Below are 16,465 nucleotides of genomic sequence, written 5' to 3'. Positions count from 1 at the left end.
ATTGATAGGAGCCCTGTTGCTTCGTACGCTCATCACCTAATCTGGCAAAGCACAGCCAGATAATAGTTCTCCTAATACAACATTAAACGCCGGATTTGGAATATAATGATATACCAGTTACAGGAGAAGTGATGGCTGGATAACAGACTCACGAGGGAAACAAAGTGAGAACGCCATATTTTTTAGGATGGCCTAAAGACGTGGAGGCAGCACATGACAGCCGACATCTGCGTGATGGTGCCGACGATTCGAAATCATGAATGTATGCGGTCCTACTTCCAGAACGCCCGAGACCACGGGTTCGACCTGGACCGACTGTTCGTCGTACTCATCACTGAGGACTTCTGTGACACCGACGCGATGGAACAGATGCTCGACGAGGAGGGCGTCGACGGTGCCGTCTACGACGGTACCGCCCGCGAGGCGTGGTTTGAGAACCACGGCACAAGCGAGTATTCACACCTTATCCCCGAAGCGAGCCACGCCCAGACATCGTTTGGTCTCCTCTATATGTGGGCCAACGACTACGAGTACGGCGTATTCATCGACGACGACACGCTACCACACGAGGACGCGGACTTCTTCGGCACCCACATGTCGAATCTGGCCTTCGAGGGCGAAATCGAGACGGTCAGTTCCGATGAACAGTGGGTCAACGTTCTCTACCAGAACGAGGACGAGCACGGCCTCTACCCGCGTGGCTACCCTTACGCCGCGATGGATGAGACGGTTGCAACAGAAGCAACGCAGGTCAACGACGTAGTCGCCTCGCAGGGCCTCTGGACGAACGTGCCCGACCTTGACGCGGTTCGCATCCTGATGGATGGCGACCTGCAGGGGCAGGCGCAGACCCGTACCAGCGGGGCGGACTTCGGCGGTGACTTCGTCGCCGCCGAGGGGCAGTACCTCACCGTCTGCTCGATGAACCTCGCATTCCGCCGCGAAGTCATCCCGGCGTTCTACCAGCTCCCGATGGACGACAACGAATGGGATGTCGGCCGCTTCGACGACATCTGGTCGGGCGTGTTCCTCAAGCGGGCCTGTGACGTGCTGGGCAAACAGATCTACAACGGCGACCCGCTGTGTGAGCACAACAAAGCGCCCCGGTCGACCTTTTCGGACCTGACCAACGAGGTTCACGGGCTCGAACTCAACGAGCACGTCTGGGAGATCGTCGACGAAGCCGGTGCAGACGCCGACTCCTACGCCGAAGTGTTCGACGCGATCGCCACAGCGATGGCCGACGGCGATTTCAGCGACTGGGAAAACGGTGCCTTCCTTAACTACTGCGGCGAATTCATGCTCGACTGGCTGGAATGTCTCGACGAGCTGGACGCCGCTGCGACGGAACAGGTCCCCGCAACCGCCGACGACTAGAAAGGCCTAAGTTGTTTAGGCAACCCTAAATCAAACAATGAGTGATTCTAACGATATGACTGGACGTAACGCGACGCAGTCTCGACGCCGCTTCCTTGCTCTCGGCAGCGCAACTGCCGCGACAGCGCTTGCCGGTTGTTCCGGCATCCTCGGTGGGGGTGACGGTGGCGACGGCGGAAGTGACGGCGAGGCCGGAACCACAACTGGGCAGCAAATTTCCCTGTCGGACTTCCGTGGCTCCGGCCCACTGGTCGCACAGCGGGAGGCTCCCGGTGGCACCTCGATCGAAGACCTGCCAGACCTCAGCGGCGAACTGACGCTGTATCTAGGTGGCGGGGAGGGCGGACTCTATCTCGACCTCATCAATCTGCTCGAACAGCGCTATCCGGACTTCACGGCGAACCACCGGCTCGAAGCCTCCAGCGACCTCGCAAACACCATCATCGAGGAAAACGAGGCCGGCGCAAGTCCTGCTGACGTGTTCATGTCCATCGACGCCGGCTCGCTCGGTGCTGTTGCAAACGCCGACGCGACCGCGAGCCTCCCCGACGAGGCGCTTTCGACGGTCCCCGACGCGTACCAAGACAGCGAGGGGCGCTGGGTGGGCATCGCTGGTCGCGCTCGGGCGATCCCGTACAACACGAACCAGATATCCGAATCCGATATCCCGTCGACGGTTCAGGAGTTCCCCGAGGCGGCTGCCCTCGAAAACAGCATGGGCTGGGCACCGAGCTACGGCGCGTTCCAGTCGTTCGTCACCGCAATGCGACTCATTCGCGGCGACGACGAGACGATGTCGTGGCTTCAGGCGATGCAGGACCACGGCATCACCACCTATGACGACGAGTTCCGCGTCTCCAATTCCTGTGCTGACGGGGAACTGGCCGCCGGCTTCGCTAACCACTACTACACGCTTCGGGTCCAGTCGGCCCGCGAAAACTCGCCGATCGGCCTCGCGTTCACCGAAGGCGACGCTGGCGCACTCGTCAACGTTTCGGGCCTCGAAATTATCAATGGAACCGACAACGCGGACCTAGCGTCGAACTTCGTCCGGCACGTCCTCTCGGCGGAGGCACAGGAGTTCTTCGCCACCCGGACGTTCGCGTATCCGATGATTCCGGGTGTCGCACCGGTCGGCGACCTCCCACGCATCGACGAACTGAACCCGCCAGAAATCAACCTGACCGAACTGGCCGACGTGGCCGGAACCGTTGACTTATTGCGGGACGCTGGCGTCCTCTAATATGGGCACAAAAGACCGGTACGAGCGGCTTCGGGAGCAGGCGACGACATCGGAACGAGACTCGTCGCCGCACACGCTGCTCGCAGTGGTCTCACTCGCGATTTCGCTGCTGTTACTGGCGCCGCTAGTGTGGGTGTTTCTCCGGGCGGGCGAAATCGAGTTCGCGCGTGCGGTCGAACTGTTGACGAGCGATACGACCGTCTCGGTGACGCTGAACACGCTGGCGCTGGTGACTGGCGTCACTGTCGCATCGATTCTTATCGGCGTCCCGCTGGCGATTCTCACCGCCCAGACGGACCTGCCGTTCAAGCGATTCTGGACGATTACGTCCGCACTGCCGCTGGTCGTCCCGAGTTATATCGGGGCCTTCGCGTTCGTTTCGGCGTTTGGCCCCCGTGGCGTCCTCGCGGACCTGCTCTCGCCGCTCGGAATTGAGCAAATTCCGACTATCTACGGCCTGCACGGCGCGATACTGGTGCTGACGCTGTTTACATACCCGTACGTGTTCTTGACCACGCGCGCGTCGCTCCTGTCGTTCGACGGGACCGTCGTCGAGGCCGCCCGGACACTGAACCACACGCGCTGGGAGGCGTTCCGCCGCGTCACGCTGCCACAGATCGCACCCGGTATCGCCGCTGGCGCGCTGCTGGTGGCGCTGTATGCCCTTTCCGACTTCGGGACACCGGCGATTATGCAGTACGACGTGTTCACCCGGATGATCTACAACGAGTTCGGCGCTCGCCGGCTTGACTATGCCTCCGTGCTCTCGATGCTGTTGCTCGTGATGGCGCTCGGTATCCTTGCCGTCGAGTCCCGCCTCAGCGCCGGGCGGGACGGTGCCTACGTCAGCAGCGGCTCGCGCCGGCCCGGGCTCATCAGGCTCGGCTACTGGAAGGTCCCGGCACTGCTGTTTTGCGGTGCCATCGCGACACTGTGTCTGGTGTTGCCCATCGGCATCCTCCTGCAGTGGCTCCTGCGCTCCGGCACGGGCTACAGTGCCGGTGGCTTTGCGTTCGAGGCGGCCTACGCCTGGAACTCGGTCGGTCTCGCGGCCGCTGCAGCCGCTATTTGTGTCGTGGCAGCGCTCCCGATAGCATATCTCTCCGCGCGCGGCACGTCGGGTGTCTCGTCGCTTCCCGAGCGAGCTACGTATGTCGGCTACGCCGTCCCCGGTGTCGTCCTCGGGCTGGCACTGGTGTACCTTGGCCTCCGGTACGTCCCCTTCCTGTACCAGAGCGTCATCCTGCTGGTGTTTGCCTACGTGATTCGGTTCCTCCCGCAGGCCGTCGGGACGACCGAATCCTCGATTCTTCAGGTCGACCCGGGTTACATCGAGGCGGCGCGGTCGCTTGGCTATCACCCGCTTTCGGCGTTTCGGAAGGTCGTCTTGCCCCTCGTTGCCCCGGGTATCGCCGCCGGGGCCGCGCTGGTGTTCCTGACGACCATGAAGGAATTGCCGGCAACGCTGATGTTACGCCCGACGGGCTTCGAAACCTTCGTCACATACATCTGGCTCGTCCAGGGTGCCGGCTACTACGGACAGGCGGCGGTTCCGGCCCTCGTGCTCGTTGGCCTTTCCGGACTCTCCATGCTGGTCATTCTTCGACGGGAGGACACAAGCTAATGTCTCGACAAACACGCACACAGCAAACATCGGACTTCGACGACGTGGACGCAGCGGTGGCAAACCCGAACCGGACCGTGCTGGAACTGGACGATGTCTCCAAAGACTACGGTCACGAAGTCGCCGTCGAGAACCTCTCGCTCGACGTGAAAGACGGCGAACTACTGACACTGCTGGGACCGTCCGGCTGCGGGAAGACGACGACGCTCCGGATGATTGCTGGGCTGGAACGCCCCTCTGACGGACAGATATCGATCGCCGACGAAGTCATTGCCGACGGCTCCTCGTTCCGCAAGCCAGAGGAGCGAAACGTGGGCATCGTCTTTCAGGACTACGCCCTGTTCCCGCATCTCACCGTCGCCGAGAACATCGCTTTCGGCCTGACCGAGATGGAAGAAGACGCCGTCGCGGAACGGGTCGACGAACTGCTTGAACTGGTCGACCTCTCGGCCCATCACGACAAGATGCCGAGCCAGCTTTCCGGCGGCCAGCAACAACGTGTCGCGCTCGCCCGTTCGCTGGCTCCGGAGCCGGATGTGCTCCTGCTCGACGAGCCGTTCTCGAATCTGGACGTGCGCCTGCGTGTCGAGATGCGCGAGGAGGTTCGCAAAATCCTCAAGCGAGCCGGCGTCACCGCCATCTCCGTGACTCACGACCAGGAGGAGGCACTGTCGATAAGCGACCGCGTGGCTATCATGAATGACGGGACCATCGCCCAGATCGGCGACCCCGCTGAAGTGTTTGAAAACCCCGAAAGCCGCTTCGTCGCGAGCTTCCTTGGCCAGGCGAGTTTCCTCTCGGCCCGGGTGACCAACGACGTCATCGAGACCGGACTGGGCTCGTTCGACGTGGAGTTGCTGAACGGGCCTGTCGCGGCGTACAACGGCGCGATGGTGGACGTGCTTGTCCGGCCCGACGACCTGCAGGCGATGCCGACAAACGAGTCCAAAGCCGACGGCTACGTCGTCCACCGTCAGTACAACGGCCCCTCGTTCGTCTACCGGGTCGAACTCCACAGCGGTGACGTCGTCCACTGCATGCACAACCACGTCGAGACGTTCGAACCGGGCCAGCCCGTCGAGGTTGACTTGGTCGCCGACCACGACCTGGCCTGGTATCCAACGGAATGAAGCGACTGCGCCAGCCGGGGGTACAGGCGGGGCTGGTGGCACTGCTCGGCGGGGTCGTCGTCTTCGCGCTCGCTCACGTCGTTTTTCCACATCACACAACCAACCACGACGAGGGCGTCTACCTCCAGCAGGCCGCGATGTTGCTGGAGGGACAACTGTTCATTTACCCGCCGGTCGAGGAGTCGTTCCGACCGTGGTTCTTCGTGGCCGACGGCGAGCGGCTGTATCCGAAGTACGCGCCGGTTCCGGCGGCGATGTTCGCCGTCGGGAAACTGTTAGGCGGGTACCGCGTTGCGCTCGGCCTGATTTCGACCGGCGCGCTGGCGATGACGTATCACACCGTCCGCGAGGCTTTCGACGCTCGAACCGGCGTGGTGGCGAGTGTCCTCATGCTCGGGTCGCCGCTCTTTCTGATCGACGCCTCGGTGTTCCTCTCGTACGTGCCGACGACGCTCTGGAACCTCGGCTTCGCCGCGGCGTACCTCCACGCCGACCGGACCGGAAGCCGAAAGACAGCGGCCTGTGCCGGCCTCTCGATTGGCCTCGCTTTCTTTGCGCGACCATACACCGCCGTGCTGTTTGCGACGCCGTTCATTATCCACGCGCTGTGGGCGCTCCGGACGCGGGACCCAGCGCGGTTCACGCGCCTATCGCTGACCGCTGTCGGCGGGCTCACCGGTGTCGCCGCGACGCTTGCATACAACCACGTCGTCACCGGCTCCGCCATGCTGTTCCCCTACGAGGTGTTCGCCCCGCAGGACGGGCCGGGCTTTGGCTACCGTGAGATTCTGGGCTACTCTCGGGAGTTCACGCCGGCGATGTCGCTGGATGCGAACACCGAACTCCTCTGGAAACTCGTCACCCAGTGGGTTGTCGCCGGGCCGCTTGGGACGGTGGCAGCAGCTATCGGCCTCGGGGCCGTCGTGCGCCGCGGGATAGACGGTCGACAGGCTGCGCTGGCCGGCGTCCTCCTGACGGTTCCGCTCGGCAATGGCTACTTCTGGGGCACGGTGAATATGCTCGGCGATCTCTCGGACCCGACCGACGGGCTGGTCACCTTTCTGGGGCCGTTCTACCACGTCGATATGCTTGTTCCGCTAACTGCGTTCGGTGCTGTCGGCGTCGTGACCGTTGCCCAGTGGACGCGGCGGCTGGTCACAGAGCGGGTCAGCGCGGACCGGGTCCGCCCGGTCCTACTCACGGTAGCGCTCTGTGGCGCGGCGCTGGGCGGCGGCGCGGCCGTCACAACGGCGGCCGAGCCGGTTTCGGACAACTACGAGGTGACCCAGCAGTTCGAACAGGCCTACGAGCCGTTCGAGGAGCGGGACCTCGACAACAGTCTCGTCTTACTCCCAACGCCGTACGGTGACTGGCTCAATCATCCGTTCCAGTCAGTCCGCAACGACCCGGGCTTCAACGGCGACACAGTCTACGCGATGCAACACAGACAGTTCGAGGTGATCGACGCCTACCCGGACCGGACCTACTACCGCTACGTGTTCCGCGGCGAGTGGGTCCCGTATCTGGGGCTGCCCGTCGAACCGCGACTCCAGCCGGTGTCTGTGGCGGAGGGCGAGACGGTTCGGACAGATGTATCGGCGGCAGTTCCGGAGCAGGCCGCGCTGGTTTCGATGCGGCTCACAAGCGAGGGTGAGAACGACTATGCGACGGTTACTGGAGCTGACAGGCTCGATTTGCAGCTCTCGACCGACCAGAATCGGACACAGCTCACCGGCGACGGCATCGACGAGCAGGTCGGCGTGCCGACGCCGGAAGATGGGTCGGTCACGCTCATCATGTTCGTTGACTACGGCACTGGCGCAGGGTTCGAATACCGGGCGGAACTCCCAGTTGCACAGACGGACGGCGGCGTCCGGACGCTGACGCCGCGGCTCGAAGTCTGTAAGGATCAGCGCCGCTGTGACGGCGAAGCAGCTTACGTCCCGGGCGCGCACCGCGATGGAATCGGCATGAACGCAACCACGACGGCGGAAAATACGTGAAACTAATCGATGACTGACTACGAACTCACCAGACGTGACGCACTGAAAGCGCTCGGCGCGGCGGGTGTCACCGTCACCGGTGGCGCGGCGGCGCTCGCCTGGAACGAGTCCGAAGACGACGATACTGTCGAGTCAGCCGAGGACGACGCTGATGCGTCCGAATCGGAGTTCGGCGAGCACGAGCGCGAGACGTACCGCGCCGTCGCCGCTATTGTCTATCCGAGCGAGGTGGCAGGCGTACAGGAGTTCGTCGACAGCTACGTCGCCGGACGGGTCGAGGCAGACCCCGAGCGGGCGGCGGACATGGCGACCGCTGTTGCAGATCTGGACGCCTACACCAGAGAGTGGGAGGACACCGTCTTCACTGCGTTAGACACAGAGACGCAGGAAGAAACGCTGCGAGGAATGGGTGTCAACGCTTCCGACCCGGACCCACATGGCGACCCGCGACACCGCGTGCGATACTACCTCGTCAACGACCTCCTGTTTGCGCTGTACAGTTCGCCGACGGGCGGCGAGCTTGTCGGTATCGAGAATCCGCAGGGCTACCCCGGCGGAACGAGTAGTTATCAGCAGCCACCGAACGACCGGTAAGCCGGGTCCCGGCGGCGATTGCTCGGTCCGTTAGCGGAACCGTTCTTCGAGCGCGACCCGAACGATAGACTTTGCGATGGCGGCCCCGCCGGAGAACGGGTCGAGTTTCGTCTCGCCTTTCCGCTCGTCGTACTCGATAGGACGCTCACGCACGTCGTACCCGCGCATCAGCGGCCGCATGAGGAGTTCGGCCGAGAGTCCGGTGTTTTCGGTCCAGACGATTTTCTGGAGGACCTCACGGCGGTAGGCGCGCATTCCGGTGGTCGTGTCGTGGACGCGCTTGCCCATGAGCACGCTTGCGAGCAGGGCAAACAGCTCGTTCCCCAGCTTGTTCATCGCTGGCATCTGTTCGGCCCCGTAGTACAGCCGGTCGCCGCTAACGACGTCGGCCCCGTCGTTTATTTTCGCGAGGAAGTCGGGCAGGCGTTCCATCGGATACGTGTCGTCACAGTCCGTCGTAACGACGACCGGCCGATCCGGTGTCAACACGGCTTCACGGACCGCCACGCCGTACCCCTGTGGTTCCTGTTCGATGACTGTCGCACCGTGGTCGCGGGCGATCTCCGGTGTCCGGTCGCTGGACCCGTCAACACAGATGACTTCCGCGCGGCCGTCGGTCACTGTCGCGATATCATCAAGAACGGTGCCGATCGCTTCTTCTTCGTTGTACGTCCCCATGACGACCGCGAGGTCGTCGAACGTGTAGCCGCCCAGTCCCTCGGTCCGCGAACCCTGAATAGCCATTGCTCATCCGTCAGAACCCACGGTTCTTGAATGTTTAGGTTTGCCAAAATCAGCGGTCGGCGAGATACGTCTCTATCGGGGTTGCATCCTCCCAGAGATGCGCAAAGAGGTCTCTTGCCCATAAAATCGCGCTATCCGCTTCCGAGACTATCTTCGCTGACGGCCAGGCTCCGTCGAGTTCTGGAAGCGTCAGAATCATCCAGTCGTCGGCGACGGCGAGTGCGTACGGGACCGGCGTGACACGAACGGTCGTCTCCTCGTACCGATTCGTATCCAGTGAGACGGACTCCTTGCCGAGGATTTCGTCGATGACAGCACAGCTCACCACAAGCCTCGAATCGGCGTTGTCTGGCATCGCAGCCTCGTACTCAGGGTGGTAGACCGGCGAGACAACATCGCAACTAGAGACACTCTCAACGCGGGTGACGACTTCGCGGACGGGACGGTTGATATCAGTCTGTGTGCCGCGGACGACCGTGTATTCGTCAACTTCAGGCAGGCGACACCGGAACGGCTGTGGCAGCACTGACGTATCGTGGGACTCCCAGTACTGGGGAGCCACGGCGAAAAGTTCCTCAAGACGGTGCTGGCGGTGGATCGTATCGGCGACCAGACGGCCAGTGCCGGTCAGTTGCCACCCGTCATCCATCGAGGTGACCAGACCGCGGCCTTCGAGGTTCGAAAGCGCATCGTAGATCGCTGACTCGCTGGCAGTGACTGCTGACAGCAGTTCGTTGGTGGCCTTGGCTCTGGGACACAGCGAACCGATGATGTCCGTCCGGACGGACGACGTTCGGACGTACTGAATAAGCGATTCTACGCCCATACTGTCCCCATATACTATAGCTCATATTTTTCGTACATATCAGTTTCCATTTGTAATGGAATGTTCTTCAGATGGGACACTATTCTCCCGGGCACTGGATATTATTGCAGCCAATGTGTCCATCTTTTTTACCGCTCACGACGCAGACACTGTTGCTGTCCACGCAAGACCACGTCCCCGCTGAACGCAATGGAGCACGCTGGTCTCGTGGAATTGCCACGTTCGGGCCCGGCGATGTCGTGCCTCTGACATACTTCGCCAGCCCGAAGGGTCATGCAATCGCCGTGGGTTGCCCACCCACGGTGCTCATTGTCTCAGCGGTCGACTCGTCCAGCCGCGTCCGTTTAGTATGGACTGCTGTCCATTGTTCCCGTATCGACTGTCTATACTCGGGCAGCCATCGTGAGAAACAGCGACAGCCGACAGGACAGGATCAGTTCTCTGGCGGTTCGTCCGTCCCGATTCGGATCTCGTACGCCTCGATATCCTCGAACGCAGCGACCTGTCCACCGACCTCGACCGGCCCATCGGCCGTTTCAACGACCAGCGTCGCGACCTCGCGGTTCGAACTGAACGACGCCTGATCCACTTTGCCCTCGATGACCCGGTGGTCGCCCGTCTCTACGTCCCGGCCCTCGATAGTCGCGTAGAACTCCCCATCTAGTGTCATCAAATCAGAGATACAGCGCCGTATCGTCCCGTAGCGGCGCGGGAACGGCAGCGCTTCGCCGTCACTGGCAATCGTTTCGGCAGTCGTCCACAGCACCGTGTTAAGAAACCCGGACACCAGAAATCCGAGTTCCGACCGATTGAAGATGACGCCGTACCGGTCCGTGTCACCGCGGACGCTCTCGCGGGTGGCATACATCGAGTAGTTTCCATCGGCGACAGCGACGACCGGTGTCGTGATACCGCGACGAGCCTTCACCGTGGTCGCGATGGATTCGTAATCGAACCGCGCCGGGTCGGGAGCGTCGACGCCCGGTGAAATGAGGATCTCGATAGCGATGCCGGACTGCCTCCGGCTTGCCAGTCTGTCTTCGAACCGCTCTAACAGGGCCGGGGTCAGCGACAGCGTCAGTTCGTACTCGGCCGTTTCGATTATGTCTTCGAGGTACCGGAGTATCGTCGGCCGGGATTTGACGAGCGAAACAGCTTCGGGCTCTCGGGCGGGCGCCGTGTAGCGCGAGGACAGGTCGTCAACGAGGTCATCAAGCGAGTCCTGTATGCCCTCGAACGCTTCCCGCGGGTCGATAGCCAGGACCTTCATCGGTCGGGACTCCTTGAGTTCGACCAGCCCAACATCGCTGAGGCTTCGAACCGTATCGTACACCCGCGGCTGTGGAATGTCCGTGTTCTCCGATATCTCCGACGCTGTCAGCTCGCCGTGTTGCAGCACGGCCAGGTAGGCTGAAATCTCGTATTCGCCGAGATTGAACCGCGCAATTACCTGTTCGAGCGATGCTTCCAAGTCGTCACTAGACATAGTGTGGCGTTTGCGAGTCGAGTACTAAGAACTTCGGCACTCTCCTCAGCAGACAATTTCAGGCCCAGTCGCGCGCCTATCCGCTACTGTTCACTGTTCCGTCACAGCGGCCACCTGCGGACCCCGATTGTTCGAGTTGCTACAGCGAAAAAACTGCGCGCTGCGATGCGCTATTAGTAGGCGTTGGAGATCTGTGAGACGACGTCCGCGGGCGCAGCACCGGAGTTCAGCGACGAGATAGCGGATTCAAGCGAGGACTTGACTGCCGGCGGTGCGGCCAGGCCGTGTGCCACAGACGGCGGCTGGGCATCGCTGTTCTGGAAGTCCTCTATCTGGTCTTTGGAGAAGTCGTTGAACGGGTCGGTGTCCACGTCAGTCCGCGGCGGAATCGACCCCTTCTTCGGGTTGAAGATCTCCTGTGCCTCTGACGTCCCGACGAACTGGCACCACAGCGTGGCCGCTTCCGGGGACGGGTTGTTGACCGGATACGGGAACGAGTCCATGTTGAGTGCGTAGTTGCCGTCGGTACCCGGGAATGTCACGTGGTCCCACTCCTCGCCGTACGTGAGGTCGTTCGTGATGTACGTTCCGGCCGCCCAGTCACCCTGGTGGAGGAACGCCGCTTCGCCGTTGATGACCTGGTTGTTGGCCTCGGTCCAGGAAATCGACCCGGCGTCGCTCGGGATGTAGTCGAGATAGGACTGCGTGGTCTCGACTGCCGACTCCAGCGCGTCGCTGTTGGCGTCGACTTCGCCGTTCTGGAAGATGGCGCTGTAGGTCTCGGCGTCCGTTTCGCCGAGGAGGACCGTCGCGAACATCTGGAAGCTCGACCACGGTGACCCGGTCTGGTGTGCCATTCCGGTGTAGCCAGCCTCGTCGACCGTCGCCATTGCGTCGACGAGGTCAGACGGCGTTTCGAGGGATGTCGGGTCGACCCCGGCGTCCTCGACGACCTCAACGTTGTAGAAGAGGTTGTTGATCCGGTGGATGTTGAGCGGAACCGTCACGTAGTTTCCGGCGGGCTGAGCCGCGTCTTTGACACCCTGAAGGTACGCGTCCTCCATGCTGTTCTCCGACCACACGGAGTCGCCGATGTCCTTCAGCAGGTTTGCATCGGTGAAAGGCATCAGATTGTTTCCGGGCCAGGCTTGCCACGTACTCGGGTGGTTGCCGTTTTGCACTCGTGTCCGGATGTTCGCCTGCAGGTTGTCACCGGCACCGCCGGCGATGAGGTTCTCGTCGAACGGAACGTCCGGGTGTTGCTCCTTGAAGGCGTCCATGACGGACTGAATCGCTTCCAGTCCGTCGCCTTCACCCCACCAGTGGGCGACCTCAAGTGTGCTGTACTGTGTCCCGCTGTCAGTACTGCTGTCACCGCTGCTGCCGTCGCCACTGGTACTGTCACCGCCGTCACCACTGCTGCCGTCGCCGCTGCTGCCGTCGCCGCCGTCACTCCCACCGCAGCCAGCCAGCGAGGCCGCACCTGCTGCACCAGCAATCCGAAGAGCGTTACGCCGCGTCAACCGTTTATTTGAATTGTCGTCAGTCATGGTTGCACCAATACCTCATAATTCCTTATTGAAGATTCGCACTTAATACTTCTGTATAGCGAAAGTCAGCATTTGACATTCGAATCAATCCCGATAAATCATCTATATCTCCCGAATTTTCGGGTCTGAATGGTGAAACAAATTAATCGTATGCGAGTAAATACCTCACCATCTTACATCTATTATCTTACATATTCCCGATGTATCCCCTTCTGGATGGGGTATATCTAGGCCATACTGCGGCGAAAAAGCTCGGGCGCGGTTGTACCCGAGGACTTACAGCGAATCGAACTCGACGACTGCTTTTATTTGATCGTCCCCATCCTCGAAGGCAGCCTCGACGTGTTCCGGGTCGGTAACCGTCGTGACTAAATCATCGAGCAGCCACGCCGGAAGTTCCTGTAAGGTCTCGACGGCGTCCTCGAAGTGCGAGACGTGTGAGTTGACCGTGCCGATGAGACATTTGTTGTGCAAGACGATCTCGTTGTGTAGCGAGCCGCCATCGACTTCGAACTCCCACGGCTCCGGGATGCCGAGCAACACGCCGACCCCGTTCTGGTCGAGCGCCTTGACCGTCTGGAACGCGTGGGGGGCGAACCCGGTCGCCTCGTAGATGTAGTCCATCGCCTCGTAGGCATCCGGAAGTTCGTCCACCGGCGTCTCGCGGGAATCGACGTACGTGCTGCCGATCTCGTCGATGATGTCGACCGTCGGGTCAGGGCGGTCCCGCCGACCGACACAGTACGTCCGGTCGTACTCCTGGTCGAGCATCCACAGCGTCAACAGTCCGAGCGACCCGTTGCCCAGCACGCAGGCGGAGTCCGGTCGCCAGTCGAACGGTTCCCGCGTCGCATACGCGTGCTCGTTGGCCTTCTCGGTGATAGAGAGCGGCTCAACGAGGAAGCCGTACTCTGCGACCGATTTGGGGACCGGGACGAGGAAATCCGCCGGCGACGTGAAGTACTCGGCCATGAAGCCGTGGTCGCCGACGATGCCCCGTTCCGTGTACTCGCCGTCCGGTGCCATATCTGGCTCACCCCGGCGGAAGTACTCGTTCGTTTCACCGTTCGGTTTCCGTCGGACGGTCGGGACGACGACCTGCCCCGCCTCGAGCCCCGTGCCATTGGGCTCTTCGACGACGCCGACCGCCTCGTGTCCGAGAATCATGTGGTCTGCCCCGTCGGGGAACCCACCGTGGGACCCGTTCAGGACTTCGTGGTCTGTGCCGTCAACACCAACGCGGAGTGTGCGGACGAGTGCCTCGCCCGGGTCAGGCGACGGTCGCTCCCGCTCTAAGAGCTGTGGACCGTCGTCGTCCCGCGTAACACCAATCACTTTCATGCCAGGCAGAGAGTGAGAACACTGGGGATTAAGTCTTTCTTCAGGTCTCTGTCCTACCGATGCTGACGGCCGCACCAGTTTCGCCGGAGCGGTAGATTCCGTCCATCACGCGCTGGACCCGTAGCGCCTGCTCGACGGTGTTCATCGATGGTGGCGTCCCGTCGCGGACTGCCGAGACGAACCGTGCCTGCTCCTTTCGCTGTGGGTCAGACCGCTGTGTCTCGATGTCGGTCGTTCGGTGGTGCATCCGGCCAGTATCGGCCGTTTCGAACAGTGTCAGCGACTGGTCTGCGAGGTCGAGCTTCGCGCCTGCGTCCGTCCCGCGAACGTAGTACTCCTGACTGTCCGGTCGGTTCGTCGCCCACGCAACCTCCAGAGATATCGTTGTGCCGTCGCCACAGCGGATGAACGCGCTGGCGGAATCGTCGACGCTGAACTCGGCTGCGTCCTGATCCTCGCCCCACATCTCGACGTAGGCGTACTCCTCGTCGATGCCGAACTGAGCGCGGGTGTCACCCGACACCTCGACGACGTCCGGATGGCCGGCGACGTGCAGCGCCAGGTCGATAGCATGGGCACCAATATCGATGAGCGACCCGCCACCCGCCACGTCGTTGCGCGTGAACCACGACCCGCGGCCGGGAACGCCACGACGCCTGATGTAGTTCGCTTCGATATGTGACACCGCACCGATGTCGCCCGCGTTTCGGTAGCCCACAAGCGTCTCGACCGGGTCGGCAAAGCGGTTGTGGAAGCCGACCATGCAGAACCCGTCGGCCACTTCAGCGGCCGCAGCGATCCGTTCGGCGCTTTCGAGCGTGTGTGCCAGCGGCTTCTCGACAAGCACGTCAAGCCCCGCCTCAAGCGCCGCCACGACGTACTGCTCGTGGTATCTGTTCGGCGTCGTCACCAGCACGGCATCCACCGTCTCAAACATCGCCGCGGCTTCCTCGTACACTGCCGCGTCGTACGTTTCGGCGAACCGGCGGCGCGCATCGGCATCGACGTCGACGCCCGCCGCTATCGAGACCGGCTGGTCGAGTTGTCGGAGGTTCCGACAGTGAATGTCCGCGATGTTCCCCAGTCCGATGATGCCTATCCGAACGGTCTCAGTCATTGGTAAAAGGTGTCACAAAATTGGATTAATACAACTGCTGTTCACGCTCTTCACGTTCCTCTTCCTGTTCCTGTTTCGCCTTCTCGCGGCGTCGGCCGCGCCGATACTGAATGATTCCGGGGACGATTTTGTTCTTCAGATCGAGGACGAACGACACGATACCGTACGCCCAGAAGAAAAACAGCACGAGCATCCCGCTCCAATACAGCATCGCGAGGTGGCTACTCATATCAGTCGTCTGACTCTACTTCACTACTGGATGCAGTACCTTCGGCCTCGTACGGAATGAGGTCGTGGACAATCGCCTCTCCGGTAGCCGAGTCAAACAGGTGAACGTTCCGTCGATCGATGACGACCCCCAGCTCTTCGTCCTCTTCAAGGTCCGAGTCGGGGTCGATACTCATCAGCAACTGGTCGTTCGTCGCCAGTTCCTGAGACATCGACGTTTCGCCGTCGCCCAGCAGCAGGTAGGCGAATATTTCGTCGCCCATGGGTTCGAGAATGTCTGTCGTCGCCGTAATCATTCCCGAGGGATCGGGAACCTCCGACTGGAGGTCGCCCGGATAGATGTCCTCCGGGCGGATGCCAAGCGTCACATTGTCACCGACTCCAACACCTTCGATAGACGACGGATTGAACTCGAGCGAGAAGTTCGGCGTCTCCAGTGTGGTCTCAGTGACTGTCCCTTCGACGAAGTTCATCGACGGCGAGCCGATGAACCCGGCGACGAAGAGGTTATCCGGCTCGTTGTAGCAGGTCAGCGGCGGGTCGATCTGCTGGAGCTGGCCCGAATCGAGGACGGCGATGCGGTCGGACAGCGTCATCGCCTCCTCCTGGTCGTGGGTCACGTAGATGATAGTCGTGTCCAGTTCCTTGTGCAGGCGCTGGAGCTCTGTTCGCATGTGGACCTTGAGCTTCGCGTCAAGATTCGCCAGCGGCTCGTCCATCAGGAACACGTCGGGCTCGCGCACGATAGCGCGGGCGATGGCAACGCGCTGACGCTGTCCACCGGACATCTCCTCGGGCATCCGGTTGAGCATCCCCTCTAGCTGGACGATGTCCGCGGCTCGCTCGACCCGTCGGTCAATCTCGTCCTGTGGATAGTCCCGCAGCCGCAGCCCGAAGGATATGTTGTCGTACACGTCCATGTGCGGGAACAGCGCGATGTTCTGGAACACCATCGCGATGCCGCGGTCCTTCGGCGGGAGGTTCGTCACCTCGCGGTCGCCGATGTATATTTCACCCTCGGTCGGGATGGTGAGCCCGGCGATGGTCTCCATCGTCGTCGACTTTCCACAGCCGGATGGGCCGACGAAACAGATGAACTCGCCGTGGTCGATGTCGAGGTTCATGTCGTCGACCGCGGTGACAACGTCACCCTGGTCGTCGTAGCGTTTCGTTACGTGTTCGAGTTGTACTCGTGCCATTGT

At 61.7% G+C, this 16,465-nt stretch carries 14 protein-coding genes; 6 read left to right on the top strand and 8 right to left on the bottom strand.

Translation table 11 applies throughout. The annotated features are described in order from the left end of the window. Window positions 1–213: 213 nt before the first annotated feature. Genes G9463_RS01770 through G9463_RS01745 form a run of 6 tightly spaced genes read left to right on the top strand, consistent with a single transcriptional unit; the run spans window position 214 to window position 7,971 of the window. The gene (locus G9463_RS01770) at window positions 214–1,377 is read left to right on the top strand and encodes an alpha-1 4-glucan-protein synthase (protein WP_165895808.1); all 1,164 of its coding nucleotides are present in this window, start codon (window positions 214–216) and stop codon (window positions 1,375–1,377) included. A gap of 55 nt (window positions 1,378–1,432) precedes the next feature. After that, a complete protein-coding gene (locus G9463_RS01765; RefSeq protein WP_165895807.1) occupies window positions 1,433–2,620 on the top strand; it encodes an extracellular solute-binding protein in 1,188 nt (395 codons plus the stop codon). Between the two features lies 1 nt (window position 2,621). Then, a complete protein-coding gene (locus tag G9463_RS01760) occupies window positions 2,622–4,244 on the top strand; it encodes an iron ABC transporter permease (RefSeq protein WP_004961311.1) in 1,623 nt (540 codons plus the stop codon). After that, window positions 4,244–5,374 (top strand): ABC transporter ATP-binding protein, encoded by a 1,131-nt coding sequence (locus G9463_RS01755; protein ID WP_165895806.1) that lies wholly within the window; start codon window positions 4,244–4,246, stop codon window positions 5,372–5,374. The genes G9463_RS01760 and G9463_RS01755 overlap by 1 nt, the downstream gene beginning before the upstream one ends. Beyond that, the gene (locus tag G9463_RS01750; protein ID WP_165895805.1) at window positions 5,371–7,377 is read left to right on the top strand and encodes a glycosyltransferase family 39 protein; all 2,007 of its coding nucleotides are present in this window, start codon (window positions 5,371–5,373) and stop codon (window positions 7,375–7,377) included. Before G9463_RS01755 ends, G9463_RS01750 begins: the two co-directional genes overlap by 4 nt. Window positions 7,378–7,386: 9 nt before the next feature. Next, window positions 7,387–7,971: a gluconate 2-dehydrogenase subunit 3 family protein gene (locus G9463_RS01745; RefSeq protein ID WP_121303088.1), complete on the top strand. Its 585-nt coding sequence runs from the start codon at window positions 7,387–7,389 to the stop codon at window positions 7,969–7,971. Between the two features lie 30 nt (window positions 7,972–8,001). Here G9463_RS01745 and G9463_RS01740 read toward each other — a convergent pair whose 3' ends face one another. The 8 genes from G9463_RS01740 to G9463_RS01705 form a co-directional block, all read right to left on the bottom strand. Continuing rightward, complete coding sequence (locus tag G9463_RS01740; protein WP_165895804.1) at window positions 8,002–8,715, bottom strand: dolichyl-phosphate hexose transferase; 714 nt, start codon at window positions 8,713–8,715, stop codon at window positions 8,002–8,004. Between the two features lie 49 nt (window positions 8,716–8,764). Then, complete coding sequence (locus tag G9463_RS01735) at window positions 8,765–9,541, bottom strand: winged helix-turn-helix domain-containing protein (protein WP_165895803.1); 777 nt, start codon at window positions 9,539–9,541, stop codon at window positions 8,765–8,767. 433 nt (window positions 9,542–9,974) lie between these two features. Next, entirely contained in the window at window positions 9,975–11,027 is a 1,053-nt protein-coding gene (trmB, locus tag G9463_RS01730; RefSeq protein WP_004961299.1) for an HTH-type sugar sensing transcriptional regulator TrmB, read from the bottom strand. Between the two features lie 173 nt (window positions 11,028–11,200). After that, window positions 11,201–12,577 (bottom strand): ABC transporter substrate-binding protein, encoded by a 1,377-nt coding sequence (locus tag G9463_RS01725; protein ID WP_127013181.1) that lies wholly within the window; start codon window positions 12,575–12,577, stop codon window positions 11,201–11,203. A gap of 276 nt (window positions 12,578–12,853) precedes the next feature. Continuing rightward, window positions 12,854–13,918, bottom strand: coding sequence for a glucose 1-dehydrogenase (locus G9463_RS01720; RefSeq protein ID WP_165895802.1), 1,065 nt, complete (start codon window positions 13,916–13,918; stop codon window positions 12,854–12,856). A 40-nt stretch (window positions 13,919–13,958) separates the two neighbouring features. After that, a complete protein-coding gene (locus G9463_RS01715; protein WP_165895801.1) occupies window positions 13,959–15,035 on the bottom strand; it encodes a Gfo/Idh/MocA family protein in 1,077 nt (358 codons plus the stop codon). 25 nt (window positions 15,036–15,060) lie between these two features. After that, window positions 15,061–15,264, bottom strand: a complete 204-nt coding sequence (locus G9463_RS01710) for a hypothetical protein (RefSeq protein ID WP_005534343.1) — start codon at window positions 15,262–15,264, stop codon at window positions 15,061–15,063. Between the two features lies 1 nt (window position 15,265). Next, on the bottom strand, window positions 15,266–16,462 hold the full coding sequence (locus G9463_RS01705; RefSeq protein WP_007190356.1) for an ABC transporter ATP-binding protein: 1,197 nt from the start codon (window positions 16,460–16,462) through the stop codon (window positions 15,266–15,268). Window positions 16,463–16,465: the final 3 nt, after the last annotated feature.

The organism is Haloarcula sp. JP-Z28 (assembly GCF_011440255.1).
Classification (GTDB): Archaea; Halobacteriota; Halobacteria; order Halobacteriales; family Haloarculaceae; genus Haloarcula; species Haloarcula marismortui.
The sequence above is the reverse complement of the archived record's forward strand: the minus strand, read 5'-3'. Positions and strand labels throughout refer to the sequence as shown.

Bases quoted from the DNA above. Each gene is read 5' to 3' on its own strand.
- G9463_RS01735 (WP_165895803.1), bottom strand. From the start codon at position 9,541: ATGGGCGTAGAATCGCTTATTCAGTACGTCCGAACGTCGTCCGTCCGG.
- G9463_RS01715 (WP_165895801.1), bottom strand. From the start codon at position 15,035: ATGACTGAGACCGTTCGGATAGGCATCATCGGACTGGGGAACATCGCG.
- trmB (WP_004961299.1), bottom strand. From the start codon at position 11,027: ATGTCTAGTGACGACTTGGAAGCATCGCTCGAACAGGTAATTGCGCGG.
- G9463_RS01740 (WP_165895804.1), bottom strand. From the start codon at position 8,715: ATGGCTATTCAGGGTTCGCGGACCGAGGGACTGGGCGGCTACACGTTC.
- G9463_RS01760 (WP_004961311.1), top strand. From the start codon at position 2,622: ATGGGCACAAAAGACCGGTACGAGCGGCTTCGGGAGCAGGCGACGACA.
- G9463_RS01745 (WP_121303088.1), top strand. From the start codon at position 7,387: ATGACTGACTACGAACTCACCAGACGTGACGCACTGAAAGCGCTCGGC.
- G9463_RS01765 (WP_165895807.1), top strand. From the start codon at position 1,433: ATGACTGGACGTAACGCGACGCAGTCTCGACGCCGCTTCCTTGCTCTC.
- G9463_RS01750 (WP_165895805.1), top strand. From the start codon at position 5,371: ATGAAGCGACTGCGCCAGCCGGGGGTACAGGCGGGGCTGGTGGCACTG.
- G9463_RS01720 (WP_165895802.1), bottom strand. From the start codon at position 13,918: ATGAAAGTGATTGGTGTTACGCGGGACGACGACGGTCCACAGCTCTTA.
- G9463_RS01705 (WP_007190356.1), bottom strand. From the start codon at position 16,462: ATGGCACGAGTACAACTCGAACACGTAACGAAACGCTACGACGACCAG.
- G9463_RS01710 (WP_005534343.1), bottom strand. From the start codon at position 15,264: ATGAGTAGCCACCTCGCGATGCTGTATTGGAGCGGGATGCTCGTGCTG.
- G9463_RS01725 (WP_127013181.1), bottom strand. From the start codon at position 12,577: ATGACTGACGACAATTCAAATAAACGGTTGACGCGGCGTAACGCTCTT.
- G9463_RS01755 (WP_165895806.1), top strand. From the start codon at position 4,244: ATGTCTCGACAAACACGCACACAGCAAACATCGGACTTCGACGACGTG.
- G9463_RS01770 (WP_165895808.1), top strand. From the start codon at position 214: ATGACAGCCGACATCTGCGTGATGGTGCCGACGATTCGAAATCATGAA.